At 68.1% G+C, this 24,843-nt stretch carries 20 protein-coding genes; 6 read left to right on the forward strand and 14 right to left on the reverse strand.

Going from position 1 to position 24,843, the window contains the following annotated elements:
- Positions 1-162: 162 nt before the first annotated feature.
- The gene (locus AOZ06_RS47960) at positions 163-774 is read right to left on the reverse strand and encodes an alpha/beta hydrolase family protein (protein ID WP_054295461.1); all 612 of its coding nucleotides are present in this window, start codon (positions 772-774) and stop codon (positions 163-165) included.
- A complete protein-coding gene (locus AOZ06_RS47965) occupies positions 771-1,526 on the reverse strand; it encodes an SOS response-associated peptidase (protein ID WP_054295462.1) in 756 nt (251 codons plus the stop codon). Before AOZ06_RS47965 ends, AOZ06_RS47960 begins: the two co-directional genes overlap by 4 nt.
- A 72-nt stretch (positions 1,527-1,598) precedes the next feature.
- On the opposite strand from AOZ06_RS47965, the gene aroA reads away from it, so the two are divergent.
- The 3 genes from aroA (at position 1,599) to AOZ06_RS47980 (ending at position 4,857) form a co-directional block, all read left to right on the forward strand.
- The gene (gene aroA / locus AOZ06_RS47970; protein WP_054295463.1) at positions 1,599-2,864 is read left to right on the forward strand and encodes a 3-phosphoshikimate 1-carboxyvinyltransferase; all 1,266 of its coding nucleotides are present in this window, start codon (positions 1,599-1,601) and stop codon (positions 2,862-2,864) included.
- Position 2,865: 1 nt separating this feature from the next.
- Positions 2,866-3,912, forward strand: coding sequence for a ribosome small subunit-dependent GTPase A (gene rsgA / locus AOZ06_RS47975; protein WP_054295464.1), 1,047 nt, complete (start codon positions 2,866-2,868; stop codon positions 3,910-3,912).
- Positions 3,913-4,014: 102 nt separating this feature from the next.
- The gene (locus AOZ06_RS47980; protein ID WP_054295465.1) at positions 4,015-4,857 is read left to right on the forward strand and encodes an SCO4651 family lipoprotein; all 843 of its coding nucleotides are present in this window, start codon (positions 4,015-4,017) and stop codon (positions 4,855-4,857) included.
- A 407-nt stretch (positions 4,858-5,264) separates the two neighbouring features.
- On the opposite strand, the gene pruA is transcribed toward AOZ06_RS47980, so the two are convergent.
- From pruA to AOZ06_RS47995, 3 genes are read right to left on the reverse strand one after another with little or no spacing between them, the layout of a single operon-like run.
- Complete coding sequence (gene pruA / locus AOZ06_RS47985; protein WP_054295466.1) at positions 5,265-6,896, reverse strand: L-glutamate gamma-semialdehyde dehydrogenase; 1,632 nt, start codon at positions 6,894-6,896, stop codon at positions 5,265-5,267.
- A gap of 13 nt (positions 6,897-6,909) precedes the next feature.
- Positions 6,910-7,401, reverse strand: a complete 492-nt coding sequence (locus AOZ06_RS47990) for a DUF6912 family protein (protein WP_054295467.1) — start codon at positions 7,399-7,401, stop codon at positions 6,910-6,912.
- Between the two features lie 4 nt (positions 7,402-7,405).
- A complete protein-coding gene (locus AOZ06_RS47995; protein ID WP_054295468.1) occupies positions 7,406-8,815 on the reverse strand; it encodes a WS/DGAT/MGAT family O-acyltransferase in 1,410 nt (469 codons plus the stop codon).
- Between the two features lie 68 nt (positions 8,816-8,883).
- Between AOZ06_RS47995 and AOZ06_RS48000 the strand changes: the two genes are divergently transcribed.
- Both AOZ06_RS48000 and AOZ06_RS48005 read left to right on the forward strand, forming a co-directional pair.
- Complete coding sequence (locus AOZ06_RS48000; protein WP_054295469.1) at positions 8,884-9,639, forward strand: TrmH family RNA methyltransferase; 756 nt, start codon at positions 8,884-8,886, stop codon at positions 9,637-9,639.
- Positions 9,640-10,197: 558 nt separating this feature from the next.
- On the forward strand, positions 10,198-10,644 hold the full coding sequence (locus AOZ06_RS48005; protein WP_054295470.1) for an Rv3235 family protein: 447 nt from the start codon (positions 10,198-10,200) through the stop codon (positions 10,642-10,644).
- 943 nt (positions 10,645-11,587) lie between these two features.
- Here AOZ06_RS48005 and secA read toward each other — a convergent pair.
- The 8 genes from secA to AOZ06_RS48045 form a co-directional block, all read right to left on the reverse strand.
- On the reverse strand, positions 11,588-14,944 hold the full coding sequence (gene secA / locus AOZ06_RS57455) for a preprotein translocase subunit SecA (RefSeq protein ID WP_157233645.1): 3,357 nt from the start codon (positions 14,942-14,944) through the stop codon (positions 11,588-11,590).
- 182 nt (positions 14,945-15,126) lie between these two features.
- The gene (hpf, locus tag AOZ06_RS48015; RefSeq protein ID WP_054295471.1) at positions 15,127-15,807 is read right to left on the reverse strand and encodes a ribosome hibernation-promoting factor, HPF/YfiA family; all 681 of its coding nucleotides are present in this window, start codon (positions 15,805-15,807) and stop codon (positions 15,127-15,129) included.
- Between the two features lie 484 nt (positions 15,808-16,291).
- The gene (locus tag AOZ06_RS48020; protein WP_054295472.1) at positions 16,292-16,879 is read right to left on the reverse strand and encodes a ComF family protein; all 588 of its coding nucleotides are present in this window, start codon (positions 16,877-16,879) and stop codon (positions 16,292-16,294) included.
- Positions 16,880-16,908: 29 nt separating this feature from the next.
- On the reverse strand, positions 16,909-18,627 hold the full coding sequence (locus AOZ06_RS48025) for an LpqB family beta-propeller domain-containing protein (RefSeq protein WP_054295473.1): 1,719 nt from the start codon (positions 18,625-18,627) through the stop codon (positions 16,909-16,911).
- Complete coding sequence (gene mtrB / locus AOZ06_RS48030; protein ID WP_054295474.1) at positions 18,624-20,276, reverse strand: MtrAB system histidine kinase MtrB; 1,653 nt, start codon at positions 20,274-20,276, stop codon at positions 18,624-18,626. Before mtrB ends, AOZ06_RS48025 begins: the two co-directional genes overlap by 4 nt.
- 10 nt (positions 20,277-20,286) lie before the next feature.
- Complete coding sequence (mtrA, locus tag AOZ06_RS48035) at positions 20,287-20,964, reverse strand: MtrAB system response regulator MtrA (protein WP_033392556.1); 678 nt, start codon at positions 20,962-20,964, stop codon at positions 20,287-20,289.
- 148 nt (positions 20,965-21,112) lie between these two features.
- Positions 21,113-21,745 carry a dTMP kinase gene (locus AOZ06_RS48040; protein WP_083472424.1) on the reverse strand — a complete coding sequence of 211 codons (633 nt, stop codon included), beginning with the start codon at positions 21,743-21,745 and terminating at the stop codon, positions 21,113-21,115.
- 98 nt (positions 21,746-21,843) lie between these two features.
- Positions 21,844-22,143 (reverse strand): hypothetical protein, encoded by a 300-nt coding sequence (locus AOZ06_RS48045; RefSeq protein ID WP_157233646.1) that lies wholly within the window; start codon positions 22,141-22,143, stop codon positions 21,844-21,846.
- 194 nt (positions 22,144-22,337) lie between these two features.
- Between AOZ06_RS48045 and AOZ06_RS48050 the strand changes: the two genes are divergently transcribed.
- Positions 22,338-23,276, forward strand: coding sequence for a helix-turn-helix domain-containing protein (locus tag AOZ06_RS48050; RefSeq protein ID WP_225953079.1), 939 nt, complete (start codon positions 22,338-22,340; stop codon positions 23,274-23,276).
- A 5-nt stretch (positions 23,277-23,281) separates the two neighbouring features.
- Here AOZ06_RS48050 and ahcY read toward each other — a convergent pair whose 3' ends face one another.
- Positions 23,282-24,772, reverse strand: a complete 1,491-nt coding sequence (gene ahcY / locus AOZ06_RS48055; protein ID WP_054295478.1) for an adenosylhomocysteinase — start codon at positions 24,770-24,772, stop codon at positions 23,282-23,284.
- Between the last annotated feature and the right edge of the window lie 71 nt (positions 24,773-24,843).

A 24,843-nucleotide genomic window follows, 5' to 3' on the forward strand; every position in this document is an offset into this window, starting at 1 on the left:
GTGGTAGTCGGCCTTCGGGTCGAACGCCTCGAAGGGATCACACCCGATCGCCGCGGGAACAGACACGGCGACACCAGCGACAGTCGCCCACATCAGCCGTGGGCGTAACGCACTCTCCCCATCCATGGACACATTGAATGCACACTTTGTCCGGACATGCTGTCAGCCAAGAGGCCTGAGCACGCGGTCCAACCACTCCCGGACGGTCTGGCTGACGCCCTGAACGTCCGCTTTGAGGCTGTGATCACCCGTCAGCAGCACGACCTCGCGGTGGTGCGCGGGCTCGGGACGGCCGAACGTGTCCTTCTCGCCCTGGACCACCAGGACCGGGACGTCCACGCCGTCCAGCTCCGGCAGCCGGGTCTTCTCCGGCTTGCCCGGCGGGTGCAGCGGGAACGCCAGGCACAACACGGCCACGGCTTCGCCCTCCGCCGCCGTCCGGCAGGCCACTCGTGCTCCCGACGACCGCCCGCCGAAGACCATCGGCAGGTCGGCGAACCAGCGTTCAGCCAGGTCGTCGGCCACCGCCAGCCACGCCTCGTCCAACTGGCCCGCCGGAGCCGGGGCCCTTCGGCCCGCCACCCGGTACGGCTGCTCGACGAGGGCGACGTGCACGCCTGCCGCCGTCGCGCCCCGGGCCGCCGCGACCAGGTCAGGGGCTCCGATTCCGCCGCCCGCTCCGTGGCCGAGCAGCAGGGCCGCCCGGCCTTCCGGGGCACAGTGGAGTTCCGCGCGGGCGGGGCCGCGTGGGGTGTCGATCTCCGCGGTCGTCATCGGCCCGGGTCGAACAGGGCGGGCTCGTCCTGTTCCACCGCTGGTTGCATCAGTTCCGGGCCGTTGTTCTTGACGCTGTTCACCGACGAGGACACCGGGCGCAGTTCCAGCGCCGCCAGGAACTCCTCCGACGGCGGCGCGATGAGAGCCGACGGGTCCGCGTTGTCGGGGTCGAGCCAGGTCGCCCAGTTCTCCGGCGCCATCAGCACCGGCATCCGGTCGTGGATCTCCGCCAGCTGGTCGACCGCGGGCATCGTCAGCACCGAGCACGTCACCAGCGGCGGGCTGTCCGGCTGCTCCTTGTCGCGCCACACCGTCCACAAGCCCGCCATCGCCAGGCTGAGGCCGTCCTTGCGGGTCGTGAAGTAGGGCTGCTTCACCTTCCCGTCACGCTGCCACTCGTACCAGCCGTCGGCGGGCAGCAAGCACCTTCGCTTCGTCCACGAGGTGCGGAAGGCCGGTTTCTCCGCCGCGCTCTCCGAGCGGGCGTTGATCATCTTCGCGCCGCCCTTCGCGTCCTTCGCCCACGCCGGGACCAGGCCCCACTTCATCACGCGCAACGAGCGCTCCGTCGTGGACATGTCCGGCTCCCCGTCCTCGTCGCGCGGGTGGCGTTGCACGACCGCCACCACGTTGCGGGTCGGGGCGATGTTGTAGTCCGGACCGCCGATCGCGTCCTCTGTCGCGTCCACAGCGTCGAACTCGGCCGCGAGCGTCGCGGGATTCTTGGTGGACGCGTACCTACCGCACACTTCTCAACACCTCCGACTCGAATCGTGACACGTGCGCGCCGGCCTGGCGAGTGCATGGGGGATCATCGACCCATGACGCAGCCCTGGGTCGCCCCAGTATCGGCCACACCGGTCCGTGCCACCGTGTCCATCCCTGGCTCGAAGTCGATCACCAACCGCGCCCTGGTCCTCGCCGTGCTCGCGGACAGTCCGTCATCTGTCCGCGCTCCGCTGCGCAGCCGCGACACGAACCTCATGGTCGCCGCGCTGCGGGCGCTCGGCGCCGAGATCACCGACGAGGGTGAGGACTGGCACGTCACCCCCGCCGCGCTGTGTGGCCCCGCTGACGTCGACTGCGGGCTGGCTGGCACGGTCATGCGTTTTCTCCCGCCTGCCGCGGCTGTCGGCAGCGGTGAGATCCGGTTCGACGGCGACGAGCACGCCCGCGAGCGTCCGATGGGGACGATCCTGGACGCGCTGCGCGGCCTCGGCGCCGACATCACCGGCGACCGGCTTCCCTTCACACTGCACGGAAAAGGGTCCCTCCCGGGCGGCGAGGTGACCATCGACGCGTCCGCGTCGTCACAGTTCGTGTCCGGCCTGTTGCTCTCCGGTTCGCGTTACGACAAGGGATTGACCGTCCGGCACGACGGCAAACCGGTCCCCTCCATGCCACACATCGAGATGACCGTGCAGATGCTGCGCGCGGCCGGCGTGGACGTGAACGACTCCGAGGCGAACACCTGGCAGGTGCGCCCGGGGCCGATCCGGGGCCGCGAGTGGGTCGTCGAGCCCGACCTGTCCAACGCGACGCCGTTCCTGGCCGCGGCTGCGGTCACCGGCGGGCGCGTCACGATCAGCGGCTGGCCGTCGAGCACGACCCAGCCGGGCGACGAGATCCGTGGCATCCTCGCCCGGATGGGATGCGACGTGCAGCTGGATGCCAACGGGCTCACCGTGACCGGGCCCGGCCGGCTGTCCGGTGTGGACATAGACCTGCGTGACGTCGGCGAGCTGACGCCGACCGTCGCCGCGCTGGCCGCGCTGGCCGACGGGCAGTCCGTGCTGCGCGGCATCGCGCACCTGCGCGGCCACGAAACCGACCGGCTCGCCGCCTTGACCGAGGACCTCAACGGGCTCGGCGGTGACGCCGAGGAAACCGAAGACGGCCTGGTGATCCGGCCCCGCGAGCTGCGCGGCGGGCCGTGGAAGGCGTACGCCGACCACCGGATGGCGACCGCGGGCGCGATCCTCGGCCTGGTCGTCGACGGGGTCGCGGTGGACGACATCGCCACGACCAGCAAGACGATCCCGGACTTCCCCGGGATGTGGGCGCGGATGCTCGGCGGGGGCCAGTGAGGTGAGCCCGCGTGGCGCAGGGCGCGGCAAGGACTGGAGCAAGCTCGACGAGTCGGACGTGCGCGTCCGGCCGGGCCGCGGCACCAGACCCCGGACCAAACGCCGTCCTGAGCACGCCGACGCGGTCACGGCGATGGTCGTCGGCAAGGACCGCGGCCGGTGGACGTGCTCGCTGGAAGGCGACCCGGAGCAGATCGTGGTCGCGATGCGCGCGCGGGAACTCGGCAGGACACCGGTCGTCGTCGGCGACAGCGTCGACCTGGTCGGTGACACGAGCGGCAAACCCGACACGCTCGCGCGGATCGTGCGCGTCGCCGACCGGACGAGCGTGCTGCGGCGGACCGCCGACGACACGGATCCGTTCGAGCGGGTCGTTGTGGCGAACGCCTCACAGTTGCTGATCGTCGTCGCGTTGGCCGACCCGCCGCCGAGGACGGGTTTCATCGACCGCGCGCTCGTCGCGGCGTACGCGGGCGGCCTCGAACCCGTGCTGTGCTTGACGAAGTCGGACCTGGCCGCACCGGACGAGATCATCACCGCCTACGCCGAACTGGCCATGCCGATCCTGGTCACCAGGCAGGACAAAGAACCCGACGACGTCGCCGAACGGCTGCGCGACCAGGTGACCGCGCTGATCGGGCACTCCGGCGTCGGCAAGTCGACGCTGGTGAACAAGCTCGTGCCGGACGCCGACCGGGAAACCGGCGTGGTCAGCGCGGTCGGCAAAGGCAGGCACACGTCCGTCACGGCGGTCGCGCTGCCGCTGCCGACCGGGGGCTGGGTGGTCGACACACCGGGAATCAGGTCGTTCGGCCTGGCCCACATCGAACCGGACGACATCGTCGCCGCCTTTCCCGAATTCGTCGAAGCTGCTGAAGAATGCCCGTCCGGCTGCGGGCATTTGGGCACGCCTGAAGACCCCGGCTGCATGCTTGACACGGTCGTCGCGGATGGGAGCGCAACCACAGGCAGGCTCGATTCACTGCGCAGGCTGCTTTCGTCACGGGCGGGACTCGACGAATCACAGCGCGAACAGGGCGTTGAATAAGTGTGACCAGGAAATATGCCAATCGGTGCGCCCGTTCGGCTGAATAATGCTAGCGTTCGCACCGTTTGGTTCCTACGTACTAGCTGGGGTTAGGACAGAAGTATGCGCAAGACCGGGATTGTGGCTGCGAGCGTGGTGCTCGCGCTGACTGTGGTCGGCTGTGGCAGCAAGGAGTCGGGCACGCCGGTCAGCGGCGGATCCGGCAACACGTCGGCGACGGGCAGCGCCGGCGGCGAGAAGAAGGACGGCATCAACAGCGCCCTCGACCTGGCCGCGGCGATCGACAGCAAGGGCGACTCCAAGAAGAGCGCCAAGATCACCTTCGACATGTCCGCGGGCGCCGCGGCCGGCGAGTCGTTCAAGGGTGAGGGTGCGTTCAGCGCCGAGGGTGCCAGCCCGTCCATGAAGATGACGATGGACATGGGCAGCGCCAAGATGGAGATGGTCCTTGTCGACAAGGTCCTCTACATGAAGATGCCGAGCGGAGTGGGCGGCACCTCGGCGGCGAAGCCGTGGGTGAAGATCACGCCGGGCGGAAGCGACCCGCTGTCCAAGCAGATGGGCCCGATGCTCGACAAGATCGACGACAGCTTCGACATCGACAAGCAGCTCGACCAGATCAAGTCGGCCGGCACGATCGACAAGCAGGAAAAGACGACGCTGGACGGCGAAGAGGTCACGCACTACGAGATCACCATCGACACGGCGAAGATGGCTGAGAACGCGACCGACCAGACCACCAAGGAGTCGGCGCAGCAGCTCAGCAAGGCAGGCGTGAAGTCCTTCCCGATGGAGTGGTGGATCAACTCGGACAACCTGCCGGTGAAGATCACCAGCAAGATCACCGCCGCCGGTCAGTCGGTCGACATCAACGCGACCTACAAGGACTGGGGCAAGCCGGTGGAGATCAAGGCTCCGCCCGCTTCTCAGGTCGCCTCCAACTGACCCTTCAGCCCGTCCTGCTGGGACAGGCGAGTCAGATCCCGGTTGTGCGCTAGCGATGTGTGCTCGGATCGAGCACGTGGCGTTGGCGCACAACTTTTTTGTCTGTTTTGGCGTTGTTGCACGGAACGGGCTTTTCCCTCGCCGGGGCTGACCTCTGGGCAGGAGCCTTTTTGCTCTGGTTCCTCGGTGGATTTCGGGCGTGGGTGCTCCTGCCCGAAGCCCTTTTCTGCGCTTGCGTGCTCGCCGCTCGGGCTGCTCCGCGTGCTTGCTCGCTCACCACTCAGGCTGGCTGAGTGGCGAGCGAGCCGCTGTGGTTGGTCTGCGCTTTGCGCGTGGGCCGCGAACCTCTGCTCTTTCGCTTGTGGGCTGGCTGCGTGGGCTGGCCATCCTCGTGCAGCGCTGGTCTCTCAGCCCATGTGCGGGTACGTGTGCTCGGTTGGGGGGACGAACGTTTCCTTGATCGAGCGGGGGCTGATCCACCTCTGCAGGTTGAAGATCGAGCCTGCTTTGTCGTTCGTGCCCGAGGCGCGGCTTCCGCCGAACGGCTGCTGGCCGACGACCGCCCCCGTCGGCTTGTCGTTGACGTAGAAGTTGCCCGCTGTGAACCGCAACGCGCGTTGTGCTTCTTCGACCGCGTGCCTGTCTGTTGCGAATATTGCGCCTGTCAGGCCGTACGGCGAGGCTGTGTCGACTGCTTCGAGGATCTTCGGGTAGTCCGCGTCGTCATATACGTGCACCGCGAGGATTGGGCCGAAGTATTCCGTGCGGAACACGTCGTGTGTCGGGTCGTCGCCGACGAGGATTGTCGGTTGGACGAAGAAACCCACGCTGTCGTCGGCTTGCGCGCCGGTCAGCACTTCCAGTTTTCCTTCTGCGCGCACCTGGGCGAACAGGTCCGAGTGCTTCGCGAACGCGCGGGAGTCGATCACCGCCCCGCCGAAGTGGGAGAAGTCCGTGACGTCCCCGTAGGACAACGACTTCGCCACGTCGGCCAGCGCGTCGCGCACGCCGCCGCCTTCCCACAGCGAGCGGGCGACGTACGCGCGGGAGGCCGCCGAGCATTTTTGCCCCTGGTACTCGAACGCGCCGCGGATCAGGCCGGTTGTCAGGCTGTGCGGGTCCGCCGAGCTGTGTGCGACGACGAAGTCCTTGCCGCCGGTTTCACCCACGATCCGCGGGTACGCGCGATACGTGTCCAGGTTCTCCCCGATGGTCCGCCACAGGTACTTGAACGTTTTCGTCGACCCGGTGAAGTGCAGTCCGGCGAAGTCCGGGTCGGTCAGCGCGGCTTCGCTGACCGCTGGGCCGTCTCCTGTCACGAGGTTGATCACGCCGGGCGGCAGGCCTGCTGCTTCGAGCAGACGCATGGTGTGGTGCGCCGCCAGCGACTGGGTCGGCGACGGCTTCCAGATCACCGTGTTGCCCATCAACGCGGGCGCTGTCGGCAGGTTTCCCGCGATCGCCGTGAAGTTGAACGGCGTGATCGCCACGACGAACCCGTCGAGCGGGCGGTGGTCGAACCTGTTCCACATCCCCGGGCTGGATTCCGGCTGCTCAGCCAGTATCCGACGGGCGAACGAGACGTTGAAGCGCCAGAAGTCGATCAGCTCACACGCACTGTCGATCTCCGCCTGCTGCACGGACTTCGACTGGCCGAGAACGGTCGACGCGTTCAGCTTGTCGCGCCACGGCCCGGCGAGCAGGTCCGCCGCGCGCAGCAGGATCGCCGCGCGTTCCTCGAAGGGCAGTTCACGCCACGCGGGCGCGGCGGCTTTCGCTGCCGCCACCGCCGCGCGCACGTCGTCCGCCGTGGCCTGCGCTGTCTGACCGAGCACGTGTGCCCTGTCGTGCGGCTGGACGACGTCGACGCGGTCGCCGCCCGCCATCCGCTCCTCGCCGCCGATCGTCATGGTGAAGTCGGTCCGGTCACCTTCCAGCGCCCTGATCGCGGCTTGGAGCGATGCGCGTTCCGGTGTTCCCGGCGCGTACGACCTGATCGGCTCGTTGCGGGCTTGTGGCACGGACGAGACGGCGTCCATCGACGGTTCTCCTCTACATCAGCTCCAGCACGAACGGCAGTTCCTGGGTGGCGTACCAGGCCAGTTCGTGGTCCTCGGCGTCACCCAGCACGAATTCTGCGTCCTCATCACCCATGTCCGCAGCGTCAATCACCGCGACGGCCTTGGCTACGGCATCTTCGGCCTCGGAGTTGTCCATGTGGATCGAGGCGACGTCCTTGAGCACGACCGGCCCCGGCAACCGGACCACCGAGTGGTCGAGGTCCGGCCGGACCGTCACACCGTCCACATCGGCCGCGATGACCACCCTGCGGCGCATCGCCTCCGGGTCCGAGCTCAGCAGGCGCAGCGACGCCCTCGCCGCGTCGGCCATCGCGACGTACTCGAGGTCCTCGGCGGATCCCTCGGTGTACATCTCGCGCAGCGCCGGTGTCAGCGCGAACGCGGTGCCGTTCAACGGCTTGAACTCGCCTGCCGTGTTGAGCTCGTGCAGCATCGTGACCGTCGCAGGAAGGTAGACCCGCACGCCCTCACACCCTTACCGTCGAAAGCAGTTCTTCCAAGGACTCCTCGGCCATCCTGGCCATGGTGTCCACATCGGACATTACGCCCCGGTCCCCGTTGAGTCCGAAGTAGACGCCACCGTCGTACGACGTCACCCCGATCGCCAGCGCCTGGTTGCGCGCGAGCGGGACGACCGGGAACATCTCGATCATCTTCGCGTTGCCCGCGTACAGCGGTTCCTGCGGGCCCGGCACGTTGGTGATCACCACGTTGAAGATCTTGCGGGAGAACGATCCCGCCGCCCGTGCGCCCAGCGAGTGCAGCGTCGGCGGCGCGAACCCGCTCATCCTCTTCAGCGCGCTCGCCGCGACCTTGCGCGCCGAATCGTTGTGCCCGCGCATCGCGTGGCTGACGTGGTGCAACCGGACGACCGCGTTGGGCTCGCCGACGGGCAGATCGACCAGTTTGGCCGTGACCGTGTTGCCCAGCATGCCGGGAACGGTCTCGTCGGTCTCGTCCTCGCGGATCGCCAACGGGACCAACGCGCGCAGCGTCGTCGAGGAGGTGACCGTCTGGCCGCGCGACAGCAGCCACGTTCGTAACGCGCCTGCCAGCGTGGCCAGGACGACGTCGTTGACAGTGCAGTTGTGCTCGCTGCTGATGGCTTTGAAGTCGTCGAGGCTCGTCCTGGCGACCGCGAACCGCCGCTGCGGCGAGATCCGGACGTTCAGCGGGCCGCTCGGGGCCGTGCTGGCCGTGCCGATCGCCGTGACCAGGCCACCTGCCGTGTCCGCGAGCCGCTGCACGAGCGCGCTGGAGAACAGGTCACCGGCTGCCGCACGGGCGTTCTCGACCAGCTCACGCGGCGACTGCACCGCGTCGCTGATCGCGTCGAACAGCAGGCGGGTCTGCGTGGGCGGGCGCTGCGGGATCCACGCGCCGTCGCTGTTGTGCCCGACCTGCGGGGACGTGTCCAGGATGAGCTGGCCGATGTCGATCGTGCCGATCCCGTCGACCAGCGCGAGGTGCGTCTTGGTGACGATCGCGAACCGGCCGCGCGCCAGCCCCTCGACCAGGTACGTCTCCCACAGCGGCCGCGTCGGGTCGAGCGGCCGGGACATCAGCCGCGCGACCAGGTCGTGCAGCTGGTCGTCGCTGCCCGGCCGGGGCAGCGCGGAGCGCCTGACGTGGTAGGTCAGGTCGAAGTCGGGGTCGTCCACCCACACCGGTCTGGCCAGGTGACCGGGCACGGACTGGACCTTCTGGCGGTAGCGCGGGATCAGGTCGAGCCGCTGCTCGATCATCCTGACCAGCTCGTCGTAGTCGAACCCGCCCCTCGGCCTGCGGAACACGGCGACACCGCCGACGTGCATCGGCGTCGCCCGGTCCTCCAGGTAGATGAACGAGGCGTCCACCGCGGACAGGCGATCGGGCATACCCCGAGCTTAATTGCCGCGCCGTGGCCCGCTCGTCGCACATCCGCGCGGCGTGGGATTCTGCGCACATGGCTTCACCCAAGGACAGGTTCGTCACCGTGTACGGCCGCAAACCGGTGCTGGAGGCGCTCGGCGACGCGGCGCTGCAAGTGGACAAGGTCGTCCTCGCCGACACGGCACGCGGACCGGCCGCGCGGGAGATCCTGGACGCCGCCTCCGCGCGGGGCGTCGACGTGCAGCGTGCGACGGCCCAGCGGGTGAAGGTGCTCGCCGGGAACGGCAAGCAGGACCAGGGTGTGCTGGCGGACGTCGTCGCGCCGCGGATGAAGCTGCTGGCGGACGCGTTGTCCGGGCCGCGACCGCCTCGGGGCGTGCTGCTGCTGGACGGGATCACGACGCCCGCGAACGTCGGCATGATCCTGCGGACCGCGACCGCCGCCGGGATGGGCGGGATCGTGGTGCCGCGCCGCGGGGTCGCGTCGATCGACCCGCTGGTCGTGAAGGCCTCGGCCGGGGTTGCCTTCCACGCGCCCGTGCTGCGGTGCGCGACGGCGGCCGAGGCCGCCGAGCTGCTGCGCTCGTCGGGATATCCGTTGTTCGCGCTGGCCGCGGACGCGCCGGCCTCGCTGTTCGCCGCCGAGTTGCCCGCCAAGGCCGCGTTCGTGCTCGGCAGCGAGACTGCGGGCGTGAGCCCGGACGTGCGGGAGCACGTGACTTCGTGGCTGTCGATCCCGATGCGCGGCGGCGTGGAATCACTCAACGTAGCGAGCGCGGCGGCGGTGCTGTGCTTCGAACACCTCCGCCGCGACCCGTCAACGTATTAGCATATCAGCGTTCGTCTACGTAATGTTCGACGATACGAGCGACACTGACAGATGCCCACGGCATTCCGCCCTGGACGGACCATGACCGGGCTCGACCGAATAACCCAGTTCGTGCCAGAAGCCCGAACCGGCGGCGCAGCGCGCGACCACGCGATAAAGATAGGGCAGGTAAGGCAAATGGTCGCAGTAGACTGCAATGCCCTGACCAGTGACGACGCCGTACCTGATGGCGCCACACGCCGATTGCGGGAGACCGCGAGCGGCGGCGGGGCAAACCAGTCACGGGTGTGCCAACCGAAATGACAGAAGCGACTAAAGCGGCCAATTTCTGCGCATCAGCTCTCCTTTTTCGAAGCGATGACGAACCGAGCGTAACCACGCCCAGTAATTGCTGACAACTGACCGGGCAAGTGAAACAAAACGCACGCGGTGACCCCCGCTGCTCCAAAGGAATGATTACCGGCCACGCGCCGGTGTCATCCGACCGGGGGAACTCTGTCCGGATCGGACAGTCCTGGCTCTCTGTCCGGTAACCGATCCGACCGGGGGAGCCCAGCTTTGACGACACCGACCCTGCGCCCGCTGACCACCTACGAGCCCATCGACGGGCAAGTCCTGATCCCAGCGGCAAGGCAGCCGCAACCCACAACCCAACCGCACGAACAGCCGGTGGCCGCGGACAACGCGCGGTTCACGCAGATCACGACCAAGATCCTCGAAGTCCTGGACGGCCGCAGACCACTGGGGCACCTCCAGACACTGGTGGCGCCATCGGTCTACCAAGCGACCCGCACACGCCTGCGAACCAAACCACCGGTGGGAATCCGCTACCAACTGTCATCCATCCACAGCTGCCGCCCGGCTGTGGACGCAGTAGAAGCCTCCGGCCTCGTCGAGACAGCCCGCCACGGGACAAGACAGCGCCGGGCAGAGGCACTGGCATGCCGGTTCGAGTACGGAGAAGGGCGGTGGATCTGCGTGTACTTCCGAATAATCCACTGTTGACCTGCACAAACAATCGCGATTCCGCGACGCTGGAGGCTGCGCCGGGATCTGGCTGACAGGTCTTGGGGCAGCCTCCGGCCCCCGGAATCCAGCCTATCGAGGCGGACCGACAAGAAGAGGTGACGAAGATCGACAACGACCAGGTTGTCCACAGGGAAGCTCGTCCGTCCGGTCGCAGGCGATCCGGGGGTGGCGTGATGTCCGAGGCTCGCCGCGCCGATCGGCAGCAGCGCGCCGCCACAGATCATCATCGATGCCTCGGGCTTGGCCGTCGTGTTCTCGCCCTGTGCTGCGACGCGTCTAGGGCGCTGTCCGGGGCGCAGTGTTGGTACCGGCTGAGCGGCCTCGCCCTACCGCGGGAAGCTCCTGCGGGGATGCGCGGCGGCGAGGCCGCAGTTCGACTTGCCCCTCCGGCTGGGTTTCGCGCTACAAGGCCACGTTGGTTGCGTTTCCCAGGGTCACGTTGGTTGCGTTTCGCGCTACCAGGGCCACGTTGGTTGCCAAGATCAGGCTGCGCCCAGCACCCGGCTGGGCTGCTGGGTCTACGCCTCACTCCGCCGACTGGAATGCGCGTCTCCACGCCGCCTCTCCGACGGAGTACCAACCATCACCTCTCCAACCGGACACCGGGGGTTCCACGCCTCACCTCCGCCGACCGGGGCACCGGCCCCGAAACCCCCTGGCCGACACACCAGCCCCCTACCTCAACCTCCGGCCAAGCAACCACCCTCACCCCCACCAACCGAAACACCAGACCCCACACCACCACTCCGACCAAGTACCAGCACACCACCACTCCGACCAAGTACCAGCCCCGCCCCGACCAGAGCACGCACCCCGAGGCCTCTGGTCTGGATGGCGGGCTTCAGAGGCAGGCTGTTGGTGGCTTCCACATGCCGCTGGGGCGGCCGGTTCGGCCGCCCCAGCGGGGGTTTTGCTTCAGTCAGCGGCGGGGGCCTTTTCGGCCCTTCTTCGCGCTCGCCCTGGCTGCTGCCCTGCGTTCGCGGCGGGTTCCGGACTGGCCGCCTTCTCCTGCTTCGCCTGCGTCCTCGGTGTGGGATTCCACTCCGCCGTCTTCGGCTGGGCCGCTGTAACTCAGGCGCTGCTGCCCTCCACCCGCGCCGCCGCGCAGGGCCGGTGGGATCTGGGACTCGGCGGGTTCCGGGTCCTGCAGGCGGTGGCGACCCTGGCCGTTGCCCGCCGCCACTTCCTGCGCCGCTTGGGCTGCCCTGGCGAAGGCTTCCGGCACTTCCGCTTCCTGGATCTGCTGCGGCGGCGCCTCCGCTTCGATCCGGACGCTGAACAGGTGCTGGACTGTGTCCTCTTTCAGCCCGTCCAGCATCGACTGGAACATGTCGTAGCCTTCCCGCTGGTACTCGATCAGCGGGTCGCGCTGCGCCATCGCACGCAGGCCGATGCCTTCCTTCAGGTAGTCCATCTCGTAGAGGTGCTCACGCCACTTGCGGTCCAGCACCGACAGCAGGATCCGGCGCTCCAGGTCGCGCATGGTGCCTTCGCCGAACTGGCCGTCGATCTCCGCCTCGCGCTCGTGGTACGCGCGCAGGATGTCCTCGCCGATCGCCTTCTTCAGGTGCTCGGCGTCGAGGTCCATCTCGTCGTTGTCGGCCAGCTCCTCCCAGGTCACCCTGACCGGGTAGAGCTGCTTGAACGCCGTCCACAGCCGCTTGTGGTCCCAGTCCTCGGCGTAGCCCTCCGAGGTCTCCTGGTCGATGTAGTCCGAGACGATGTCGTGCATCATCCGCTCGACCTCGGGACGGATGTCCTCGCCTTCGAGGACCTTGCGGCGCTCGGCGTAGACCACCTTGCGCTGCTCGTTCATCACGTCGTCGTACTTCAGGACGTTCTTGCGGATCTCGAAGTTCTGCTGCTCGACCTGGGTCTGCGCGCTCTTGATCGCACGCGTGACCATCTTGGCCTCGATCGGCATGTCGTCGGGCACGCGCAGCGTCGTCATCACGCGCTCGACCATCACGGCGTTGAAGCGCCGCATGAGCTCGTCACCGAGCGACAGGTAGAACCGCGACTCACCCGGGTCGCCCTGACGGCCGGAACGACCGCGCAGCTGGTTGTCGATACGGCGGGACTCGTGCCGTTCGGTGCCCAGCACGTACAGGCCGCCGAGTTCCGCGATCTCGTTGCGGGACGCGCTGGCGGTCGAGTACGCCTCGTCGTACGTGGCGTCGTAGATGCTCTGGTCGAACATCGATGTGCGGACGGCCTGGAACTGCTTGTCGTACAGCGAGCTGTGCACGATGTCGTACACGGCCGCGCCGACGGATTCTTCCAGCTTCGACTCGCGCTTGGCCTCGTCGGCGCCGCGGTCACGCTTCGACGAACGCTCGGTCTGCTTCTTCACGACCGTCAGCGCCTCGTCGGCTGCCTTGTCGGCCAGGCCGTCGGTGACGACGTCGCGGTGCTGGCGCAGCACGCGGTCCACGCCGTCGCGGACCTTGATGACCAGCTGGTCGAAGGCCGTGTCGCGGCGCTTGAAGTAGATCTCCTCGACCTTCTGCGAACCGCCGACACGCGCCACCAGGACCTTCTGCTCGGCCACGGCGTCGGTCGCGTTGAGCACCTCACGCAGCACCTTGCCGAGGTTGCCGATGGCTTCCTCCTGCGCGGCCGTCGCGATCGGCTTGGTGTTGCGCTCCGCCGCCGCGCGGGCCTTCTCCTCGGCGCGTTCGGTCGCGATGCGGTGCGCCTGCACGTGTGCCGGGTCGCCGGCGAGGTCGCCCTCGCGCTCCTCCTCCGGCACCTCCGACTCGGCGTCCTCGTCGATGTGGATCTCGCCACCGCCGAGCACGATGTCGGTACCGCGACCGGCCATGTTGGTCGCGATCGTGACCGCGCCCTTCTGACCGGCCTGCGCGATGATCGCGGCCTCGCGCTTGTGGTTCTTGGCGTTCAGGACCTCGTGCGGGATGCCCATCTTGAGCAGCAGCTTCGACAGGTACTCCGAGCGCTCGACGCTCGTGGTACCGACCAGCACCGGCTGGCCCTTCTCGTGCCGCTCGGCGATGTCCTCGGCGACCGCGTCGAACTTGGCCTGCTCGGTCTTGTAGATCAGGTCGACCTGGTCCTTGCGGACCATCGGCCGGTTCGGCGGGATCGGCACCACGTCGAGCTTGTACGTCTGGTGCAGCTCGGCCGCCTCGGTCTGGGCGGTACCGGTCATCCCGGCGAGCTTCTCGTAGAGCCGGAAGTAGTTCTGCAGGGTGATCGTGGCCAGCGTCTGGTTCTCGGCCTTGATCTCCACGCGCTCCTTGGCCTCGATGGCCTGGTGCATGCCCTCGTTGTAGCGGCGGCCGGACAGCACGCGCCCGGTGAACTCGTCGACGATCAGGACCTCGCCGTTGCGGACGATGTAGTCCTTGTCGCGCTTGAACAGCTCCTTGGCCTTCAGCGCGTTGTTGAGGTACCCGACCAGCGGCGTGTTCGCCGACTCGTACAGGTTCTCGATGCCCAGCTGGTCCTCGACCAGCCCGACACCGGCCTCGGTCACGCCGACCGTGCGCTTGCGGTCGTCGACCTCGTAGTGGATGTCGCGGCGCATCAGCGGCGCCATCCTGGCGAACTCCTGGTACCAGCGCGAGGACTGGTCGGCCGGGCCGGAGATGATCAGCGGCGTGCGGGCCTCGTCGATCAGGATCGAGTCGACCTCGTCGACGATGGCGAAGTAGTGCTCACGCTGGACGCACTCCTCCATCGTCCACGCCATGTTGTCGCGCAGGTAGTCGAAGCCGAACTCGTTGTTCGTGCCGTAGGTGATGTCGCACTCGTAGGCCTCGCGGCGCTGCTCGGGCGTCTTCTCCGAGAGGATCGTGCCGACGGTCAGGCCGAGGAAGCGGTGGATGCGGCCCATCCACTCCGCGTCACGTTCGACCAGGTAGTCGTTCACGGTGACGACGTGCACGCCGCGGCCGGCCAGCGCGTTGAGGTACGCGGGCAGCACACAGGTCAGCGTCTTGCCCTCACCGGTCTTCATCTCGGCGACCATGCCGAGGTGCAGGGCGGCGCCACCCATGATCTGCACGTCGTAGTGGCGCTGGTTGAGCACCCGTTTGGCGCCCTCCCTGACCACGGCGAACGCCTCGACCAGCAGGTTGTCGAGATCCTCGCCGTCCTGGACGCGACTCTTGAACTCGGCGGTCTTAGCGCGCAGTTCCTCGTCGGTGAGGTTGACGACGTCCTCTTCGAGGTCGTTGACGTCCGCGGTGATCCTGCGCAAGCGCTTGATCTTCTGACCTTCGCCCGCACGGAGTATCCGAGCCAGCACCATGTTGCCCTGACCTCATTACGTGATCGACTGTGCGCCCGCCGACAGGGCACCTCTCCCCCATCGTAGGGAACGGGCATGACACGGTGCACGGCCGTGCGTCGTACGACCGTGCTCCATCCAATAAGAACGCCCCGGCACCCATACGGGTTCCCGGGGCGTTCACTCGGTCGAGGTCTGGGGGTTCAGGACATTCTGATGACGCCGTAGTCGAAGCCCTTGCGGCGGTAGACCACGCTCGGCCGGCCCGCTTCGACGTCGAAGAAGAGGAAGAAGTCGTGCCCGACCAGCTCCATCTGGTACAGAGCCTGGTCGACGCTCATGGGAGTCGCGGGATGCTCCTTCTCCCGCACCACGCGACCTGGCCTGGGTTCTTCCAGACCGTCGTCCCAACGCTGCTCGGGTACGACACCCTCGTACTCCGGCGCTTCCAGCACCGCGGTCTGTGCGGCTCGCTGGCTGTTGGTCATGTTGCGCGCGCGCAGTTGCGGCGCAGCGTCAACGGAGCCGATCGCTGGCGTGGCTGTCGCCTCCGCCATTGAGGTCGGGCTGCGTCGCCCGTAGTGCACACGCCTGCGGTCATGCAGCCTGCGCAGCCGGTTCTCGAGCTTGTTCACCGCTGAGTCGAGTGCGGCGTAGAAGTCGCCGGCACAAGCCTCGGAGCGGACCACCGGTCCCCTGACCTTGGCGGTGATCTCCACGCGCTGGCAGTTCTTCATCTGCCTGCGGTTGGGCTCGTGGAACAACTCAACATCGAAGCGGATGACCTTCTTGTCGTACCGCTCCAGTCGGGCGAGCTTGTCCGTCACGTGCACCCGGTAGTGATCGGGTACTTCGACGTTGCGCCCCTTGACGACGATGTCCATACACGACCTCCTCGCTGTTTTCTGCGAGCCATCTGATCGGCGAAAACATGGCGCTCGGGGTCCTGCCGAGCCGAACCGTTGCCTCTGTTGGGTTCAGCTCCCCGCCGGCGCCAGGGTCATGGGCTGATCGCCTCCTCCCTCATGCCGGGGCTGATAGCGCAGCACGTTAGCCCGCGTTGCGGTTGAGCAACAGTCCCCACGGCGGGCGAACTCCGACCACGACGGAGAGTGACACCGGCCACCGGAAAACGGCCACCGCGATACTCCTGTGACGGCGGAGAGTCCACACGACGAGGGCGGTTTTCACCCTTGTGGAGGATCGATCGGCCCGGCACGGTCGCTGTCCGGGCTGACTCGGATGGGTCCCGTTGTCCCTCCAACGGGCCCACCGGCAATTCATCCCGGCGTTCCATACCGTTTCAACGGCCGGAAACAGATCTTGGTTCCCGGCGAGTAATCACCCGTGTGGGGGTATGCAGACGATCTAGGTGGCAGTCAGCGCAACAACCCCGACGACAGCGGCTCCGGCCCTGGTGAGAGCGCTGCAACAGGCAGTAGCGGTGACCCCGGTGGTAACGACGTCATCGATGAGAACGACCCTCGCACGAGTGGGCACGCACGTGAGCCTTCCGGCAAGGTTGTGCGCCCGCTGGTCCGCGTCCAGGCCGACCGAGTCACGCACCCGCCGATCCAGCCGCAGCAACGGCCGGACGACGGCCGGGGTGTGCGCGGCGACCAGCGCCATGTGCTCGAAACCCCTCGCACGGACCGCCCGGGGCCGGGACGGCACCGGGACGAGATCAGCCGGGGGCAGCTCGCGCAGCGCGTCGGTGAGCAGGCTGCCGAAGCTCGCCGCGAGCTCCCTCCTGCCGCGCTCCTTGTAGGCGATCACGGCCCGGCGGGCCACGCCCGTGTACTGGCCGAGGGCGTACATCGGGGGCAGGCCGGGGCCGCGGTCGATCAGCCGGGGACCGGACATGCTCGACCGGCACTCGCCGCAGAGCACCTCGCCGGGTCTGTCGCACCCCGCGCAGCACGACGGCACCAGCAGTTCCATCAACGCCTTCAGCACAGGCGCAGGATGCCAGTGGGGTCCGACAATCAGCCCGGGTAGAACGGCCGCGCGTTCGGGCCCTGGGTCTGCGGGTGGGGCAGCCAGACCTGGCCGACCTCCGACGCCGTCCACATCCCCACGGCGTCGGTCACGACGATCTGACGGCTCGGTGCCGCCGTGACCGACGCGAGCGGGGCCGTCAGGTTCGCGAGGCTGTAGCGCTGCGCTTCGATGCCGTCCACCGGCACCTGCCAGACCAGGCCGTTGGGCGTGTTCGTCGCCGCGACGACCCGGCTCGGGTCCAGCCAGTCCACGCTCACGACGTTCGACACCGACGGCAGCAACGGCTTCGGGGAGATGATGGCGACGTTGTTGGTGCCCTGCGTGCGGCCGACCGAGCCGACGTAGAGCTTGCCGCCCGCCACCACAGCCGCCCGGACGCCGTCGCGCGACAGCCGCAGCTCGGTGATCTTGCCGAAGCGCTCCAGCTCGGACCCGTTCACCGGCAGGGACAGCCACGTGCCCTCGCGGGTGCGCACAGCCCGGGTGATGTTGCCGTCGACGACCGCCCAGACCTCGTTGCCGATCTCGTTCGACGCGACGGCGAACTGCCAGGTCGGGCGGGTTATCTCCTTGCCGGTCACGTTGGTCTGGCGCAGTCCTTCGGTGAGGGCGCCGACCCTCAGCTGCAGGTCGCCGGAGTTCAGCCGTTCCACCACGGCCAGCTGCGAGCCGTCGACGGATTGGGCCGCGCTTTCGACGTGGTACGAGCCGTCGCCCGCCGGGTTGCTGATCTGCTTGCCGTCGCGCAGCTCCTTGACCCGGTTGCCGACCACCATCATGCCGGTGAGCTGGGCTTTCGGCGTGGTGCGGTCGCTGTCGGCCTGGATGTCGTTGAGTTTCCAGTCCGGCTGGTCGGGCACCAGCGGCAGGCCCTCGACCTGCAGCCGGACGGTCGTGCCCGCCACGTCCTGCAACGACAGCACGATCTGGATCGCGATCGCCCGTTTCTCCTCGGTGGTCACGTTGCCCAGCTGGCCGAGGTTGACGACCGTCGCGTTGTCCTTGGAGAGCGTCACGTTCGTGCGTTGCACGGCCGACGACGGCAAAGCCGTGCGGACCGCGCCCTGCAACGCCGTGGCCGGGCCTTGCAGGAGCAGGCCGATGATCTCGCTCGGCGACGCGCGCGTCGCGCCCGGCAGGTAGCGCTGGTCCGGGACCGGCACCTCACGGGAGGCGCTGTCGTAGAAGTAGAGCTTCACCGCGCGGTAGTGGTTGTTGAACATCGTGATCGGGATGAGGACGTTGCTCGGCGCCTCGTTGATCCGCCACTGGCCGTCCTGCTTGATCAGCTTGACCATGCCGGTCTGCGGCCCGCTCTGCGCCACGAAGGACTTGCGGGAGTCCAGCCAGCCCTTGGACGTGGCCTTCACCTCGACGGTGGTGCGGTTCGGGTCGGCGTCCTTGCCCTGCGGCTGGGGCACCGTGCTGAACTCGTCCTCGATGATGGTCGCCTGGTTGTCCGGCCGCCACAGCTTCCTGGCCTCCTCGGTCAGGTACGCCTCCGCGACCGCGGTCTCCCCGCTGGCCTCGATGAACTTGCGGACCACGGTGATCGGGCTCTGGTCGCGTTCCGGCAGCGGGATCTTGGGCTGCTGCTGCGCCGCGGAGTTCGGGATCGCCTGCGCGTTGGTCTGTTCCGGGATGTTGGCGCAGGACGCCACCAGCACGAGACAGCCGAGCACCAGAATCAACCGGCGGATCACCGGACCTCCTCGAGGGGTGGTTCGGCGGGCACGTCGTCGTCCGGCCGCAGCGGCAGCGGGCTCTCGCCCATCTCGACATCCTGGGAACGGGGCAGCAGCAACCGGAAGTTCGCGCCGTGCCCCGGTTCGCCCCACGCTTCGAGCCGGCCGCCGTGCAGCCGGGCGTCCTCGACGCTGATCGCCAGGCCGAGGCCGGTGCCGCCGGTGTGCCGGTTGCGGGACGGGTCGGCACGCCAGAACCGGTTGAACACCAGGTCTGCCTCGCCGTGGCGCAGGCCGACGCCGTAGTCGCGGACCGCGACCGCCAGCGTGGTCTCGTCGAACGCGAGCCGCAGCCGGACCGGATGGCCTTCGCCGTGGTCGACCGCGTTGGCCAGGAGGTTGCGCAGGATGCGTTCGATGCGCCGCGCGTCGACCTCGGCGGTCGCGGGCGCGGCGGGCAGTTCCAGTTCGATCCGGCTGCCCGCGTTCTCGGCGACCACCCGCACCGAGTCCAGTGCGCGCTTGGCGATCGCCCGCACGTCGGTGAACTCGGCGACGAGGTCCTCGACGCCCGCGTCCAGCCGGGAGATCTCCAGCAGGTCGCCGAGCAGCGACTCGAACCGGTCGAGCTCGTCGACCAGCAGCTCGGTCGACCGGGCCAGGCCGGCGGGGAACTGGGCGCGGGAGGCGTGCAGCACGTCGGAGGCCATCCGCACGGTCGTCAACGGCGTGCGCAGCTCGTGCGAGACGTCCGAGGTGAACCGGCGCTGGAGCTGGCCGAACTCCTCGAGCTGGCGGATCTGGTACTTGATGCTCTCGGCCATCTGGTTGTACGACTCGGCCAGTTTGGCCACGTCGTCCTCGCCGATCACGGCCATGCGTTCGTCGAGCTCGCCCGCGGCGAACCGTTCGGCGGCCTCGGCCGCCCGCCGCACCGGCCGCACGACCTGCCTGGTCACCAGGTTGGCGATGCCCGCGAGCAGCAGGAGCAGCACGAGACCGCCGACGATCAGCGTGCTCTGCACGACGTCGATGGTGTTCTGCTCGGTGGTCAGCGGGAACAGCAGGTACAGCTGCAACGGCCGGTTCGCACTGGTCACCGGGGCGCCGACGAACAGGAACGTGGTGCGCACGTTGCTGCGCTCCACGGTGGCGATCTGCCGGGCGACATCGCCCTTCTGCACGTACGCGCGCAGCGATTGCGGGACGTCGGAGTAGTTCTGGCCCGCGTGGACGGCGTCGGCCACGTCCTCGCCGTCGTAGGCGATGATCGGGTCGAACGCGCCCGCGACCGAGTCGCCGCCTTCCTCGTCCGCCGCCGAGCTGGACAGCCGGTTCACCGCGCCGCTGAGCCGTTCCCGGAAGCCGTCGGAGAGCACGTTCACGGCGAGCAGTTCGCGGTTGGCGATGCCGACCGCGATGTGCGTCTGCGCGATCGCGGCTTCCTGCTTGCTCGACAGCAGCCGGTCGGTGATCTGGTTCTGCAGCACCATGCCCAGCACGAACACCACAGCCGACGAGAGCGCGAGCGTGCTCACCACGACCCGGACCTGCAGCGACCGCCGCCACAGCTCGCTGAACGCTTTCGCACGCTCGCGGCAGAACGCCACCGCGCGGCCCAGCTGCCGGATCACCAGCCGGCTGGACCGCGCGAAGAAACGCTTCATGGGGTCAGTATCACGGAGGCCCGGCCTTGTATCCCACGCCCCTGACGGTCAGCACGACCTCGGGGTGCTCCGGGTCCTTCTCGACCTTCGAGCGCAACCGCTGGACGTGCACGTTCACCAGCCTGGTGTCCGCGGCGTGGCGGTAGCCCCAGACCTGCTCGAGCAGGACCTCGCGGGTGAACACCTGGCGCGGCTTGCGGGCCAGCGCCACCAGCAGGTCGAACTCCAGCGGGGTCAGCTGGATCGCCTTGCCCTCGCGGGTGACCTCGTGCCCGGGGACGTCGATGGTCAGGTCGCCGATCGCCAGCACCTCGGCGGGCTCGGACTCGGTGCGGCGCATCCGCGCCCGCACCCTGGCCACCAATTCCTTGGGCTTGAACGGTTTCACCACGTAGTCGTCGGCGCCGGACTCCAGCCCGAGCACGATGTCGACGGTGTCGCTCTTGGCGGTCAGCATGACGATCGGAACGCCGGACTCCGCTCTGATCGCCTTGCAGACGTCGATGCCGTTCATGCCGGGCAGCATCAGGTCGAGCAGCACCAGGTCGGGCTTGAGCTCGCGCAGCGCGGGGAGCGCGCGGGAGCCGTCGGCCACGACCGCGGTGTCGAAACCCTCACCGCGGAGCACGATCGTCAGCATCTCGGCGAGGGCCGGGTCGTCGTCCACAACCAGCACGCGTGCCTTCATGCTCCCCATCGTCGCACTTTCGCTGACGGGGACGTGCACAACCCGCTGATCTTGCCGCTGTGTCACCCGTTCACTCCATTCGATCGCCACGCTGCGCTCGCCTGTCTGCCAGTGGATGGTGTCCTATCCGTATCAGCGGCCCAGTGCGTTACGCGTCGGCCAGCAGGGTGCCGCTGAGCTGCTCGAAGTCCTGGTCGCCGCTGCCGTCGAGGACCTGCCACGGGGCGAGCCAGCCGACGCGGGCGAGTCCGTCGTAGACGGCGGAGCAACGGGCCTGCAGCCCGCCGTCCTTTTCGTACGTGTCCCGGACCCGGTCCCGGGTCTCGGCGCGAGTGGCGGCGAGGTCGACGGGCACCCGCAGCAGCAACTGGCGGTCCGGCACGGGCAGGCCGAACCGCTCGACCTCCAGCTGCCGGATCCACTCGACGATCTCGCCGTGCTCGTCCTGGTGCAGCCGGGCGGCCTGGTACGCGGCGTTCGACGCGATGTACCGGTCGACGAGCACGACGTCGAAGTCCTCGAGGTCACGCAGCAGCGCGTCCCGCGCCCCGTGCCGGTCGAGTGCGAACAGGACGGCCATGCTGTGCACCGAGTCGGCCACGTCACCGAGGCGCCCGTGCAGCGCGTCGCTCACCAGATCCGCGTGCACGCTGTCGCCGTAGCGCGGGAAGGCGTGCTGCGCGACTTTGGCACCACGCCGTTGGAACGCTTCGGTCAGCGCCGCGCCGAGCGTGCGCTTGCCTGATCCGTCCAGACCTTCGATGACAACGAGTCGACCCACGACGGCAACCCTAGTCCGGCCTTGGCACAGGCTTCACGACCGGTTGCGGAGTCCGAAAAGGACGCTCGGGTCGACGCGGCGCGCGGAGCCGGATGGACTCACTGATGTCCGTTGCGTGCCACGAGCACGCCTCCGGCGCCGATAGCAAGACCGCCCATTGCCACCATGAGGAGCAGCAGTTCCCGCGCGGCGGACGCCTGGTCGGCTACCACCTCACGTTCACCCCTGGCGATCACTTTTGCCATCGGCGCCGGTTCGGCAACGGCCGGCTGGGCCGTGCCGAGGGCGAGGACGACACCCAGGGTCGCGGTCGCGGGCAGACGCCGCGTGATCCTGAGTGCCGACATGGGCTTGGGTCCCTTCTCGCCCTCAACGTGCCGGGCCTCGAAGCTCTTCACCGGTTGCAGGGTCCGGTTGGATCTCTTCGGCACGGCCTTGATGAGCAACACAGTGCGATCGGGTGATCCCTCAGGGCAACCCCACCTGGCCCGCAGGGGGATCGTTCGCCCCTATCTCTCGTTCCCACGAGGAACTACTGTGAACGTTCACGGTCCATTCACACCCCGTGAACGCTGGTTCGATTGGAGCAAGGTTGGACAACGGGCCACTGCCTGAGCGGCTCGGCGACGCGCTGCGTTACGGGCCCTTCCACCGTGCGTTGCGTGAAGCGATCGAGTACCGCGGCCTGTCGTTGACCAGGATCACCGCGCACCTCGACCGGCTCGGTGTGAAGATCGGCCAGTCCACGCTCAGCTACTGGCAACGCGGCCTGCGGCACCCCGAGGTGCCGCGCTCGATCGACACCGTCCGCGCGCTGGAGACCGTGCTCCGGCTGCCGTCGGACTCGTTGGTCGTCTTGATCGGACCGCGCCCGCGCGCGGGCAAGGCAGACGAGATCGTGCCGAAGTTCACCGAGGTCAGCCGGGTCTGGCAGGACGCGCCCGCGTTGCTCGCGGAGTTCGACGCCGCACCGGAGACGAGGACCAACGCGGACCTGCGCATCGACGCGGTGCACGACTACATCCAGCTCGGGCCGCACCGGGAGCAGCGTTCACAGACCACGCGGTTCGTGGTGACGGCCGCCCGGTCGGGACCCGACCGGTACTTCGCCACGCACGGCGGTGACGACGGCTGCCTGATCGAACGGGCCGAGATCACCACGGCCGAGGGGTGCAGGCTCGGCCGGGTCCGGCGCAGCGCCGTGTCCGGTGTGATGGCGATGGAGTTGCTGTTCGACCGCAGGCTCGCCGAGGGCGAGACGCACGTCTTCTGCTTCACGATCGTCGACGGGTCCGGCGGGACGTCACCGGGGATGGAGCGGACGTTCCTGCGCGGCGTCGGGACCTACCTGGTGCAGCACGCGTTCCACCGCAAGGCGATGCCCGCGCGCGTGACGCGCCAGTACCGCAGGGGCGAGGGCGCCGAGCCGGTCGGCACGGAAGGCCTCGTGTGCGGGATCGGCCGGGTGACCAGTGGTTACTTCACCAATCTCCCGGCCGGCCTCGCGGAAATCCTCATCGAGTGGACTTAGCCGTCTCAGTACCGGTAGTGCTCCGGCTTGAACGGGCCCTCGACGTCGACGTCGATGTACTCGGCCTGCTCCTTGGAGAGCTTGGTCAGCTCACCGCCGAGCGCTTCGAGGTGGATCTTGGCCACGTACTCGTCGAGCTTCTTGGGCAGCCGGTAGACCTCTTTGTCGTACTCCTCGTTCTTGGTGAACAGCTCGATCTGGGCGATCACCTGGTTGGAGAACGAGTTCGACATCACGAACGACGGGTGCCCGGTCGCGTTGCCCAGGTTGAGCAGACGCCCCTCCGACAGCACGATGATCGACCGGCCGGACGGGAACACCCACTCGTCGACCTGCGGCTTGATGTTGATCCGCCGGATCCCCTCGAACCGCGCCAGACCAGCCATGTCCAGCTCGTTGTCGAAGTGCCCGATGTTGCCCAGGATCGCCTGGTGCTTCATCCGCGACATGTGATCCGCGGTCACCACGTCCTTGTTGCCCGTGGTGGTGATCACGATGTCCGCCTCACCGATCACCGTCTCCAGCTTGCGCACCGCGTACCCGTCCATCGCGGCCTGCAACGCGCAGATCGGGTCGATCTCGGTCACGATCACCCGCGCGCCCTGGCCGCGCAACGACTCCGCCGCGCCCTTGCCCACGTCGCCGTACCCGCAGATCACCGCGACCTTGCCACCGATCAGCACATCCGTGCCCCGGTTGATCCCGTCGATCAACGAGTGCCGGATGCCGTAGCGGTTGTCGAACTTCGACTTGGTCACCGCGTCGTTGACGTTGATCGCCGGGAACAGCAGCTCACCCGCCGCCGCCAGCTGGTACAACCGCAGCACACCGGTGGTGGTCTCCTCGGTCACACCCTTGATCTCGTCCGCGATCTGCGTCCACTTCGTCGGATCCGCCGACAGCGACGCGCGCAGCGTCTCCAGGATGACCTGCCACTCCTCCGGGTCGTCCTGCTCCGCGTTGGGCACCACACCGGCGGCCTCGTAGGCCTTGCCCTTGTGCACCAGCAACGTCGCGTCGCCACCGTCGTCGAGCAGCATGTTCGGCAGCTTGCCGTCCGGCCAGGTCAGCATCTGCTCGGTGCACCACCAGTACTCCGGCAGCGTCTCGCCCTTCCAGGCGTACACCGGCACACCCTTCGGCTCCGCCTCGGTGCCGTGCGGGCCCACCACGACCGCCGCCGCGGCGTGGTCCTGGGTGGAGAAGATGTTGCACGAGGCCCAACGAACCTCCGCGCCCAACGACACCAGCGTCTCGATCAGCACCGCGGTCTGCACCGTCATGTGCAGCGAGCCGGAGACCCGGGCCCCGCGCAACGGGTAGACCTCGGAATACTCACGCCGCAGCGCCATCAAGCCCGGCATCTCGTGCTCGGCCAGCCGGATCTCCTTGCGCCCGAACTCGGCCAGCGAAAGATCGGCAACGGCGAAGTCGATGTCGCCGATCTTTCCGGCGTACCGGGCTCCGGTCACGTTCCGCGTGTCTTCAGCGGTCATCGCCCTGTTCCCTCCAAACTCGTTACGCCGAACAGTACCGCCGTGCACTCGGCGGAGCCTCGACACTCAAC

It is taken from the genome of Kibdelosporangium phytohabitans (assembly GCF_001302585.1).
Classification (GTDB): Bacteria; Actinomycetota; Actinomycetes; order Mycobacteriales; family Pseudonocardiaceae; genus Kibdelosporangium; species Kibdelosporangium phytohabitans.